Below are 10,028 nucleotides of genomic sequence, written 5' to 3' on the forward strand. Positions count from 1 at the left end.
GATTTATATTTCTTTTCTTAAGCGGGCAACCGGAATGCCTAACTGTTCCCGATATTTTGCGACTGTACGGCGAGCGATAACATAGCCCTTTTCTTTTAGCAGGTCGCAGAGTTTATCGTCTGCCAGAGGTTTCCGTTTATCCTCGTTCTCGATGCATTGTTGTAAAATTTTCTTTATTTCCCGAGATGAAATTTCTTCACCCGATTCGTTTTGCATTGATTCGGAGAAAAAATATTTCAAGGGAAAAATCCCGAAATTAGTTTGCACATATTTGCTGTTACTTACTCGGGAGATGGTAGATATATCATATCCTGTACGTTCGGCAACATCTTTGAGTATCATCGGTTTCAGATTGCTTTCGTCTCCTGTCAGGAAAAAATCTCTTTGTAGATCGATAATTACCTGCATCGTATTCAACATTGTCTGTTGACGTTGTTTGATGGCGTCGATAAACCATTGAGCCGAATCTAATTTTTGTTTTACGAATAATAACGCATCTTTTTTATCCCGGGTTTGGTTTTGTTTATTTCCCATGTAATCCTCTAACATGTGAGTATAAGAGCGGTTGACCCTTAATTCCGGTATATTGCTGTTATTAAGGCTCAATGTCAGTTCTCCGTCATGAGAATCGACTATGAAATCGGGGATAATATGGCTCATCCCGTCAGAAAACGAATCGCTCCATGAACTTCCCGGTTTCGGATTGAGCATTGTGATTTCGTGAATTGCCTTTTTCAGTTCTTCTTCAGAAACATTATATTGTTTTTGTATTTTGTCATAATGTTTTTTTGTGAATTCATCGAAAGATTTGTCTATGATTTTATAGGCTAATAGTGCTGCCGGAGTACCTTCATGGCGTTCTAACTGCAATAACAAACATTCGCGCAGATTGGACGCTCCGACTCCTGCGGGTTCGAAATCTTGGATCATTTGCAGCAGATCTTCGAGTCGTTCGGTGGAAATGTCTATTCCTACCTGGAAAATGAGATCGTCAGATATTGCAGACAACGGACGTTGCAAATAACCGTTGTCATCGATATTACCGATAATGTATTCTGCTATTTTAGCATCTTGTTCCGACAGGTTTCGTTCTCCTAATTGTTTCAAGAGAAAATCATGAAAAGTCGATCCGCCGGAAAAAGGAATATCTTCATGCTTTTGGTCTTTTGAGAAATTGTCTGCCTCGAGTTTGTAGTCGGGGATATCGTCTTCCGTCAAGTAATCTCCCATAGAAATGTCTTCTGCACTTTCGGCAGATGCATCAGTATCTTCGTTTCCGAATTCATCGGTATCGGAGTGTTCATGCTCTTCTGTTCCCTCGTCAAGTGCCGGATTATCGATCAGTTCTTGTTTGATGCGTTCCTCCAGCTCAATAGCTGTCAACTCAAGCAGTCGTATTACCTGTATTTGTTGGGGTGACAGCTTTTGTTGCAGCTTTTGTTGTAGTTGTTGTTTCAGCATCGGTTTTCTCTTGAAATTTTCGAACGAAGATACTCTATTTTATTGGAAAGAGGGAATTTTTACTTAATTTTTAGCCGTTAAAAATCGTGACAAAGAAAAATTATCCTTACCTTAAATCTTTGTCCAAAGTTTAGAGTCAGTTTAAATATTCCAATAATGTGATTGAGCCGAATTATCTTTTTTTCAGCCATCCGGGAATGACACATACACCTATGGCTAAATAGAGGTAATAGGTGATGATTCGCCATATAAACGCGATAACCAATGCCGTTCCTGCAATAGGAAAGAAGTCTGCGTAGTATTGGCTGAACATGTATTCGCTGAACCCGCTTCCTCCAGGAGTCGGACTTACGGTCATAACGATCCACAAGATAAATTGTCTGCCGAATGCCAATAGTTGTTTTCCGGTAACAGGAGAAAATGCAAGAAGCAATGCATTCACAACGAGGAAACGAGATGTCCAAGAAAAAACCGTAGCTCCGAATGCCGAAATCCAAAAAGAAAAGGGCTTTTTCCCTATCGCATGGGAACTGACGACCAGATTGTCTCCCAGTTCGGAGACTTGCTTTCCCCATCGTTTGAGCATCCTAATCTTGAATATTTTGTTTAATGAGTCTCGTATCCATTCAGGTTTTTTGAAAAGCCCTGTGTATAATATCAGTGTCCAGCTCACTATTAGCATATAGACGAGAAAAAACAGATTCATAATATTTTTAGACAGGATTGTCGTTGTACCGAAAAGTTCGGGTATAGAGATGCTGATTAAAAGTATCGGGATGGCAATTACGAAAAACAACTCGTCTAAAAACAGGCTGGCAAACATCATTGCCGTACTGCGTCCGGCGTTGATCCCTTCTTTGTTGAGAAATACGACGATGAGGCTGCTGCCTCCTACTGCAGAAGGTGTGACTGCCGATGTGAATTCGCAAAGGATATTGACTCGTATTGCCTGCCACCAACTCAACGTATTTCCCGATATTTTACGATAACGCCAAATCAATCCGGCATCTCTTCCCAGCATAAATATAACAGCAATAGCGACAAATGTTGTTGTTTTGAGGGAAAAAGATACATGGGTGAAAATGTGTGGATCAAACTCCTTCCAAAATAAATAACATATCACTGTCAGTCCGATAAGTACCGGTAATAGGATATAAGCAACGGTTTGTAGCGGTTTTGTTCGTATATCAGTTATTTCAGGCATAGCGTTTTAGTAAAGATTTATATCGGTCTTGTACTTCTTCTGCTACATTTTCCCATGATCGGGCTATCGTATTGGATGCTGCTATTCCTGTCTGACGCACCTTTTCCGGGGATTGTATGAGGTAGGTTAATTTTTGTGCAAATTCTGAAACAGATTGCCCCGATAAAAATCCGTTTTGCATGTCTTTGACGATTTCGGCAGAGGTTGCTCCCGATAGTAATAACGACGGAGTTTGCATTGAAGCAGCTTCTCTGACGACCAAAGGTGCATTGTCATACAATGAGGGGAATAAGAAGAGATCGGCGGCGGCATAGTATCGCTTTAATTGTTCTCTGTCGGTGAGATTCCCTACAAACTTGATTTTATTGGTTAGTTTAAGGCTTTTAACTTGTTCATGTAATTCTTTTTCGGCATATCCTGATCCGATGAAAAACATTTTAAAAGGCTTTTCTCTTATAAGTGATAGTGCATCAATGATCAATTCGGGATTTTTTTCTTTGATATGCTGCCCGACGAAAAGAAACATTAGTTCTTGATCGGTAATGTTTAATTCTTTTCGCATATCGGATTTTAGAGTCAAAATGTTTGCCGATCCTGAAAATTCGGTTCCGTTGTCCACTATTTCTACTTTCCCTTTATATCCGTACTCCCGTATTGTGTCTTCTACGGCAGCTTGGGGTATCCATACTTCGTCTGCTGCTTCGTAAAAACGGATTATCTTACGGATGAGTAGGGCCAAAAGAGTTTTATTAGGGATAATTCTTTTGAAATCATCCCGGTATTTTGAATGAAAAGTTGCAATTATAGGTATATGCTGGCTATGGGCTATGCGCATGGCCAGTTCTCCCGAAGAAAAAGGACAGTGAGCGTGTACTAAGGAGAAAGGCTTTTGGCAAATATGCTCATAAAAAGGCAGGTCGATACGGGGAAATCCTAATCTATAAGGCTTTCTCATAGGTATCGGGATAGAAGTATAACTATATATCGGGTATTTTTCTGTGTATTGAGTTCCCGGTATTTTAGGTGTTACGACACATACATTTTCATTTTTTTGATTCAGCCAGTAAGCATAATTTTTGACGGTAAGAGATACTCCGTCCATAATTGGCGGGAATCCATCATTAAAAAGTCCGATCAATCGTTTATCCATATCAATTCATTAGTCTATGCTAAATAAACAATGAAATGTTACGATCGTTTAACGAAAGGGTGACAATTTAAAGACTGTTTATAGTTAGACAGCTATTTTAGATAAAGAACATGAGAATTACTTGTGCGATAATTACCCGTAAAAACATACATAACGGATATACCGTGGCGTATGAAACAGCGGGATTATCTCCCGGGATAGTATCATTTGCATAATTCAGAGCCATTGGATTCGCCATGCTGCCGCACATCATTCCGGCTACCGATCCGAAATCGAGCTTGGTAATGCGCAAAGCAATTAATGCAACGATGATTACCGGAATAAACGTAATAGCGAATCCGAGAAGTATCCATATTAATCCTTCCGGACGGATTACCGTTTCGAAAAAATGTTGTCCGGCATCCAGTCCCAGACATGCCAGATACATAGATAATCCTAATGCTCGTAACATCAAGTTAGCGCTGCGGGTGGTATAAGTGATCATGTGTAACCGTGGTCCGAAACTTCCGATAAGGATTCCTATAACGATAGGGCCTCCGGCTATCCCCAGTTTTACGGGTGTACTTATACCCGGAATCGAGAATGGTATAGCCCCGAGAGCTAAGCCCAATACGATTCCGATAAATACAGAGATCAGATTAGGTTCGTTTAAACTTTTGACAGCATTTCCCAGAACTTTTTCTACATTTTGTATGGCGGCTGCTTCGCCTATGACCGTCAGTCGGTCTCCCATTTGCAATATAAGATCCGGAGTGGCTAACAATTGTACTCCCGAACGATATACCCGACTGATATTTATACCGTAATGATTTCGTAATCGTAAAGAGCTAAGTCGTTTTCCGTTAATTTCAGGACGGGTTACGACGATTCTTTGAGAAATGAGCTGACTGTCGATGGCATTCCAGTCTATATCTTCTTTATTCCAGTCTTTATTTTCGTGCTCTCCGAAAAGAACCGTGAGTGCATCGACATCTTTTTCGGAAGTGATAACGAGTAAACGGTCTTTTGCTTCCAGTTTCTTTTCAGATGTGGGAATGCTCACTTTGCCATCTCTCCAAAGTCGGGAAATAACGAATTTTTTTTGACTGAGAGATGCTGCTTCTCGTATGCTTTTTCCTATAATGCCGGGGTTGTTGACTTGGAACTCTGCAATATATACCGGTTTTTTCTTATCTTTCTCTTGTTCGGGAATATCCGAAGCCCGTGTAAATATTTTTCGTGTGGCGAATATTGCGAGAATTACGCCTAAGACACCTAAAGGATAGGTGACCGCACAACTTAGTGCCGGAGAATTAGAAGGCAACCCCATTTGCTTCAAAGTTTGTTGCGCTGCTCCTAAAGCCGGAGTATTGGTTGTTGCACCGCATAGGATACCTACCATGTCGGGTAGAGAAATACCACAAGTGAGATGGAAAATTACCGTCATGATAGTACCAATGAACACGACACCCAGAGCGAGAGCATTGAGAGTAATTCCTCCTTTTCGGAATAATCCGAAAAAACCCGGACCGACTTGCAGGCCTAAGGCATATACAAAGACAATGAGTCCGAAACTTTCTGCATAGTTGAGCATTTGCGGATCAACGGTTATTCCGATATGTCCTGCCATAATTCCGATGAAAAAGACGAATGTCACACCTAAGGAAATGCCGGCTATACGGATTTTCCCTAATGCCAATCCTATGGCGGATATTAAAGATACGACAATAACGGCTTGCATTGCCGAATGTTCGGAAAATAGACTATATAACCAATTCATCATCTTTTTGCTTTTAGGCAAGAGCTTGCAAAGATAGGAACAAAATCTTTGCTTTTATATAGAAATTCCGTTTAAAAAAGGAAATAGTTTTTCCCGTAGATTGTCTTCCGGACATACTTGACATACTTGAAAACCTGCTTGTCGTGCACCGTCAATGTTTTCTGTTTTGTCGTCTAAAAATAATGATTCGGCAGGATTTACTTTTGTGTCGTCGATTACTCTCTTATAAAATTCCGCATCGGGTTTTGACGCTCCTATTTCGTAAGAGAAATATAGCTTATCGAAATAATCGTCTATGGTGAGCCCGTTTTCCCGGAACAGATATTTTCTTGTGTATTCGATGTGGGTTATATTCGTGTTGCTAACCATATAAATAGGGAAATCCTCTTTTAAAGTGCGAAGAATTTTTAGTTTATAAGCCGGGATCGTTTGTATGATCTTGTTCCATGCTTGTCGTATCTCTTCATCTGATGTCTCTATGCTCAAAAAGATTCTTAATTGGTCGAAGAAATCTTTTTCTTCTGTTTGCCCGTTTTCAAAATCTCTGAGAATTTTATGGAAATTCTCAGAATTAAAGGCCTCGGGAATAGTCGCACCGAATTTACAGAATGCTTCGATTGTTCCGTTAAAGTCTAAATCGACTAAAACTCCTCCGAAATCGAAAAAAAATTGTTTTACCGGTATCATAATGGAATTAATATTTGAAACTGCTACCTCCTAAAAATTCTCGTAATAAAGATGTCGGAGGAATTTCATGTTCGTTAAGAGGTAAAAAGAAATCCAGAAACTTGAGTAAGCGGTTTGCTTCTCCATATTCTGTACAATCTCTGGGAACGGCGTTCAGAATAGGCATTGCTCTCCGTTTTAAAACAGCGAGTTCGAATAATAGCGATGAATTGAACATGGCATCGGCATTTTCTTGGTAAGGAAAAATCCATTTTTCTTCACCTCTGCGCACGCTCGGCCAGCGGGCTATTGTACTTTGTGCCGTGCTTCCACGATATTTGGCATCTCTGATGATGCGACGCAATAGCCGATTGTCTGTTGTCGGAATCCAGTTATGGTCATCTATTGATATAGACGTCAGTGCCGATACGTATATCTTGAATTTTAATTTATCTTCGATTTGTGGGGTTAGATCCGGATTTAAAGCATGAATGCCTTCTAATATAAGAACTTCCGATTCTTTTAATCTTAATTTGTTCCCTCGGTATATTTTTTTTCCTGTCTCAAAATTATAAGTAGGCAGGTCTATTTCTTCACCTTTTAAAAGTCTGTTGATATCATTATTGAATAATTCCAGATCGAGGGCATATAAAGATTCGTAATCGTATTCTCCATTTTCATCGAGAGGGGTTTCTTCCCGTTCTACGAAATAGTTGTCCAAAGAAATGGTTACCGGACGTATCAAGTTTGTCATTAATTGTATTGCCAGTCGTTTTGAAAAAGTTGTTTTACCTGAAGATGACGGTCCTGATATTAAGATAATTCGTGCACCCTCTCCGTCCCGGTTACGTCTGGTTATTTCATCGGCGATATTGCTGATTTTCTTTTCATGTAAAGCTTCCGAAACTTTGATCAAATCTGTTGCCTGACGGTTCTCTATGGCGAGATTTAAATCACCGACGTTATTCAATCCGATAATGGAATTGAAATGTATATATTCTTTGAATGCTGCCAGCATTTTATCTTGTTTTACTACAGTACCCAAAACCGAAGGATTTTCGGCTGAAGGGGGAACTAACAATAATCCGCCGTCATATTTGATCAGATCAAATAAATTCAAGTATCCGGTGGACGGAACCAGACAACTGTAATAATAGTCGATGAGGTTGTCAAGCCTGTAAAAAGTCGTATATAAAGATTTTGAAGTTTCCAGTAAATCGACCTTGTCCAACAAATTTTGTTCTTGGAAGAGCTTTATGGCATCGGATGTTTTACATTCGATGCGCTGGAAAGGCAGATTATCTGCTATGATTTTTCGCATCCGGGCTTTTATGCGATTGGTGGTCTCTTGAGAAATTTCTTGTCGATTGTTGATCCCGCAGAAATAACCTTTCGATATAGAATGCTCGATCCGTAACCGTGCTCCGGGCATTACGTCTTCCAACGCTTTATAAAAGACAAAACATAGAGAACGTACATACGTTCGCATACCGGATGGATGAGAAGCATCGATAAATTCTATATCTTTAGGACGAAATACTCGATAATCAAGATCTTCGGTTTTATTATTGACTCGTGCACAGAGCACTTGATATGGCAATTCTACTCCTGATTGGCCATATATTTGAAGCAGAGAATCGCCTTCGTTTATTTCAATGATTTGGTCGGTGTTTTTACAGTGGACCAGCACTTTATTACTCATAGTTTATTTGTTATAGTATGTTTGATTTGCAACAAGGATTGAATAAATATTACATTTTCAGGAAAATTCAATGTCCTACTCTGTCGTAAATTCTCTTATTTTTTTTATTTTTGCCTCAAATTTGCATTTAGCATCTTACGCACGCTAATATATTATATTCTTGCGGATTAAACAAAATATCAAATAAAGTAAATCGAGATGGAGTACACATTTTTTGACTTTTTGACGCTTATTGGCTCATTAGGTTTATTCTTGTACGGGATGAAAGTTATGAGTGAAGGGCTGCAAAAAGTGGCAGGAGACCGGTTGAGAGGAATTCTTACTGCGATGACGACCAATCGGGTGACCGGTGTGCTTACCGGAGTGTTAATTACCGCTCTTATACAATCTTCTTCCGCAACGACGGTGATGGTTGTCAGTTTTGTAAATGCAGGCTTACTTTCTTTGACACAGTCGGTGTCGGTTATTATGGGTGCCAATGTGGGTACTACTGTAACGGCGTGGATAATTTCTATTTTTGGCTTTAAGGTAAACATCAGTTTATTCGCTATTCCATTGATCGGTTTGGCGATTCCTTTTATTTTTTCCGGAAATAGCCGGAGGAGATCTTGGGGCGAGTTTATCATCGGTTTCGCTTTTTTGTTTATGGGACTTGAGTTCCTTAAAAATTCGGTTCCTGACATTCAGAATAATCCGGAAATACTTTCGTTTCTTACCGAATACACCAATATGGGTTATTTGTCGGTATTGCTTTTTCTTTTGATCGGGACGATTGTTACTATTGTCGTTCAGTCTTCCAGTGCGACAATGGCAATTACTTTGATCATGTGCAGTAAGGGTTGGATTTCGTTCGATATAGCGGCTGCAATGGTTTTGGGAGAAAATATCGGAACGACTATTACGGCTAATCTTGCGGCTTTGTCGGCTAATGTTTCGGCAAAGCGTGCAGCTTTTGCGCACTTTATGTTTAATATTTTCGGAGTATGTTGGATGCTTATTCTCTTTTTCCCGTTTACACATTTTATCGGTTTTTTGGTAAAAGAACTTACGGGAGGCTCTCCGACAGATCTGATGACTTTTATTCAGCACCATAGTCCTGCAGTCGTAAATCGTATTTCGGCTGAGAGCGCAGCCGGTTTGTCTGCTGATGAGTTGGCATTGCGGGCACAATACCAGGGAATGCAGGTTACGGTATCTTATGCTCTGTCTCTTTTTCATACAGTATTCAATATTCTCAATGTCCTGATAATGATCTGGTTTGTAAACCTGTATGTGAAAATCGTTACACGGGTTATTAAACTGAAGCATAGCGATGATGAAGAATTTCAGCTTAAGTTCATTTCCAGCGGAATGCTTTCTACTTCAGAGCTTTCTCTCTTACAGGCCAAAAAGGAAATCGCTCTATATGGACAAAGGACGCAACGGATGTTTGGAATGGTGAAAGATTTGGTCCACGAGAAGGAGGGCAGCGAGACTTTTTCTAAAATATATAGTCGGATCGAAAAATATGAGAAGATCAGCGACAGGATGGAGTTGGAGATTGCTGCATATCTGAATCAGGTAGCAGACGGACGTTTGAGTTACGATGGAAAATTACAGGTAAGTGCGATGTTGACGATGACTACCGAAATAGAAAGTATTGGAGATAGTTGTTTCCATTTAGCCAGAACTGTGATTCGAAAGCAGGAAGCAAAAGTCGAATTTAATGAAGGTATAGAGAAAGATATAGATTTGATGTTCAAATTGGTAAGCGAAGCACTCGATAATATGAATATTATTCTTGATAAGAATGACATGGCAGAATCTGATTTGAATAAATCCTATAATAAGGAGATGGAAATTAATAATTTCCGGAATCAGCTCAGAATGGAGAATATCGAAAATATTAATTCTAAAAAATATGAATATCAGTCTGGCATTTATTTTATGGACATTATCTCGGAATGTGAGAAATTAGGGGATTATGTGGTTAATGTAGTCGAAGCCGTGAAAGAAAAAAGAAGAATGAACTAATCATAACTTGACTTGTATATAAAAAAAGGGGCTGTCCAAAAAGTCGGATAGCCCCTTTTGCTATTGTTTATTT

At 39.6% G+C, this 10,028-nt stretch carries 7 protein-coding genes; 1 reads left to right on the forward strand and 6 read right to left on the reverse strand.

All coding sequences use genetic code 11. From position 1 onward, the window contains the following. Positions 1-3: 3 nt before the first annotated feature. The 6 genes from rpoN to AC0UMU_RS10385 form a co-directional block, all read right to left on the reverse strand. Complete coding sequence (gene rpoN, locus AC0UMU_RS10360) at positions 4-1,461, reverse strand: RNA polymerase factor sigma-54 (protein ID WP_122304640.1); 1,458 nt, start codon at positions 1,459-1,461, stop codon at positions 4-6. Positions 1,462-1,633: 172 nt separating this feature from the next. Further along, on the reverse strand, positions 1,634-2,665 hold the full coding sequence (locus AC0UMU_RS10365; protein WP_278715923.1) for a lysylphosphatidylglycerol synthase transmembrane domain-containing protein: 1,032 nt from the start codon (positions 2,663-2,665) through the stop codon (positions 1,634-1,636). Beyond that, positions 2,658-3,803 (reverse strand): glycosyltransferase, encoded by a 1,146-nt coding sequence (locus tag AC0UMU_RS10370; protein ID WP_031258936.1) that lies wholly within the window; start codon positions 3,801-3,803, stop codon positions 2,658-2,660. Before AC0UMU_RS10370 ends, AC0UMU_RS10365 begins: the two co-directional genes overlap by 8 nt. Before the next feature lie 109 nt (positions 3,804-3,912). Next, on the reverse strand, positions 3,913-5,574 hold the full coding sequence (locus AC0UMU_RS10375) for a putative transporter (protein WP_009318156.1): 1,662 nt from the start codon (positions 5,572-5,574) through the stop codon (positions 3,913-3,915). A gap of 54 nt (positions 5,575-5,628) precedes the next feature. Further along, on the reverse strand, positions 5,629-6,261 hold the full coding sequence (locus tag AC0UMU_RS10380; RefSeq protein WP_278715925.1) for an HAD family hydrolase: 633 nt from the start codon (positions 6,259-6,261) through the stop codon (positions 5,629-5,631). 7 nt (positions 6,262-6,268) lie between these two features. Beyond that, the gene (locus AC0UMU_RS10385) at positions 6,269-7,942 is read right to left on the reverse strand and encodes a nucleoside kinase (RefSeq protein ID WP_278715927.1); all 1,674 of its coding nucleotides are present in this window, start codon (positions 7,940-7,942) and stop codon (positions 6,269-6,271) included. Positions 7,943-8,140: 198 nt separating this feature from the next. On the opposite strand from AC0UMU_RS10385, the gene AC0UMU_RS10390 reads away from it, so the two are divergent. Then, entirely contained in the window at positions 8,141-9,955 is a 1,815-nt protein-coding gene (locus AC0UMU_RS10390; RefSeq protein ID WP_278715930.1) for a Na/Pi cotransporter family protein, read from the forward strand. Positions 9,956-10,028: the final 73 nt, after the last annotated feature.

The organism is Coprobacter fastidiosus (genome assembly GCF_982245605.1).